Genomic DNA, 1,546 nt, shown 5'->3' on the forward strand with positions numbered 1-1,546 from the left:
GTATTATGATACCTTGCTGCGATACCGTTTTTGGCCGGCTTTTCTGTGCGGCAGATCACAGTTTCAGGCCGGCGATTGCTATACTTTGAAAAATCTTGCCTTTCCAATCGAACCACCCCCCATGCACATCCGACCAACCTTGCGAGACGGCCATTGAGTGCGACACAGGCGGCTACGGACGACGTCCTGATCGCTCGGATCGCTGAAGGCGACCGGCTCGCCATGCAGGTCCTGTATGGGCGTCATCATGTCAGGGTGTTCCGGTTCGGGTTACGGCTCGTCCGGAACGAACAGGTCGCCGAAGACCTTATCAGCGAGGTTTTCCTCGATGTGTGGCGTCAGGCCGGGAAGTTCGAAGGCCGCTCCGCCGTTTCAACCTGGCTGCTGGCGATCACGCGGTTCAAGGCGCTTTCGGCGCTCCGCCGCAGGAAGGATGCCGAGCTCGACGACGAGGCCGCAGCCGCGATCGAGGATACGTCCGACGATCCTGAGGTAAGCGTACAGAAGAAGGATACCAGTGACGCGTTGCGTCGGTGTTTGGGCGGTCTTTCGGCCGAGCATCGGGAGATCGTCGATCTCGTCTACTACCACGAGAAGTCCGTGGAAGAAGTGGCTGGAATAATCGGAATACCGGAGAATACCGTGAAGACCCGCTTGTTCTACGCACGCAAGAAACTCGCCGAACTGCTGAAAGCAGCCGGCATAGAGCGAGGCTGGCCGTGATGGCTGCGAGCAGAACAATGGCAGAGCGGGAACCGGGCGACATCGAATTGCTGCTGCCCTGGCATGCCGCCGGCACGCTCAATGCACGCGATTCCCGACGGATCGAGGAAGCGTTGGCCCGTGATCCCGAACTCGCCAGGCAGTTCGCGGTCATTCGCGAGGAATATGCCGGGACCATCGATCTGAACGAAAGCCTTGGCGCGCCGTCGGTGCGCGCGATGCAGAAGTTGTTCGCCGCGATCGACGCGGAGCCGGCGCGCAAGCCCGGCGCGTCCCGGAACATGGCGGCGTGGCTCGCGGGTTTCTTCTCGAGCCTCTCGCCGCGGACAGTCGCATGGTCCGCCGGGCTGGGCGCGCTTGTCCTTGTTTTGCAGGCCGGCATCATTGCCGCGGTGCTGATCGATAATCGCCCGGCCTCGTTTGAGACCGCTTCACTGAGCATGAACGAACCGATTACGCGCAATATCTCGGCTGCGCCTTCGCCGCGTGCGCTGGTGCGGTTTGTGCCGGATGCGCGCGTCAGCGACGTCACGGCGCTGCTCGACAAATATCAGGCCTCGATCGTCGACGGCAAAAGCGGCATGTTCCGTCTGCAATTCGCCTCGGCGATGTCGAAGGACGAGTTCTCTGGTCTCCTGAGCCGATTACAGAGCGAGAAGATCGTCAGTCTTGCCGTGGCAACGCCATGAGCGGCAACTAGAGCTCCGATTCCGAAGTTCGCACGGTATCGCGGCAACCTCCGATGCGAGCTTCGGAATCAAAGGAGCTCTAGTAACTTATTGATTCTAGGGCGGCCTTGAATTTGAAGTTCCTATAAAGCGAT

At 60.1% G+C, this 1,546-nt stretch carries 2 protein-coding genes; both read left to right on the forward strand.

Going from position 1 to position 1,546, the window contains the following annotated elements; all coding sequences use genetic code 11:
* Nucleotides 1-153 precede the first annotated feature (153 nt).
* Nucleotides 154-723, forward strand: coding sequence for a sigma-70 family RNA polymerase sigma factor (locus WB528_RS09050; protein WP_423888080.1), 570 nt, complete (start codon nt 154-156; stop codon nt 721-723).
* On the forward strand, nt 720-1,412 hold the full coding sequence (locus tag WB528_RS09055) for a hypothetical protein (protein ID WP_423888081.1): 693 nt from the start codon (nt 720-722) through the stop codon (nt 1,410-1,412). Before WB528_RS09050 ends, WB528_RS09055 begins: the two co-directional genes overlap by 4 nt.
* Nucleotides 1,413-1,546: the final 134 nt, after the last annotated feature.

Origin of the sequence: Bradyrhizobium sp., assembly GCF_049586575.1 — a bacterium.
GTDB lineage: Bacteria > Pseudomonadota > Alphaproteobacteria > Rhizobiales > Xanthobacteraceae > Bradyrhizobium.